The organism is Nonomuraea longispora, from assembly GCF_004348345.1.
GTDB lineage: Bacteria > Actinomycetota > Actinomycetes > Streptosporangiales > Streptosporangiaceae > Nonomuraea > Nonomuraea longispora.
Window position 1 is genome coordinate 1 of sequence record NZ_SMJZ01000465.1, and the last position, 348, is coordinate 348.

Below are 348 nucleotides of genomic sequence, written 5' to 3' on the forward strand. Positions count from 1 at the left end.
CCCGCGCGTACCTCTTCGTACCAGGAAGGAGCACTTCCACCATGGCAGCCGCTTCACGATCTACCTCGTAGAAGTCCTTACCACCCAGCCAGAAGTCATACATACGCGCCACATTCGGCACCGCCGCCCCTACAGGGGGACGAGGCGCACGGCGATGCCCCAGAAGATCCGCATCTAGAGACGGCGCTTGGCGACCATGCGAGGGGATGCGCTTCGCCTTGCCTCGGCTATTCAGCCGGAATTTCACTCCGAAGATCGATAAATGAAGAAGGTGCCTCCGACCTGCGATGATCTGACTGCTTAGATCAAGACATCGCACAGAACGGACGCACCTTCCGGGTGAACGGT

1 protein-coding gene is annotated in these 348 nt (G+C 59.2%); it reads right to left on the minus strand.

The genetic code is table 11. The annotated features are described in order from the left end of the window. Positions 1-319, minus strand: a 319-nt coding sequence (locus tag E1267_RS47580) for an SAM-dependent methyltransferase (RefSeq protein ID WP_342774971.1), incomplete at its 3' end; no start/stop codon positions are given. Positions 320-348 lie beyond the last annotated feature (29 nt).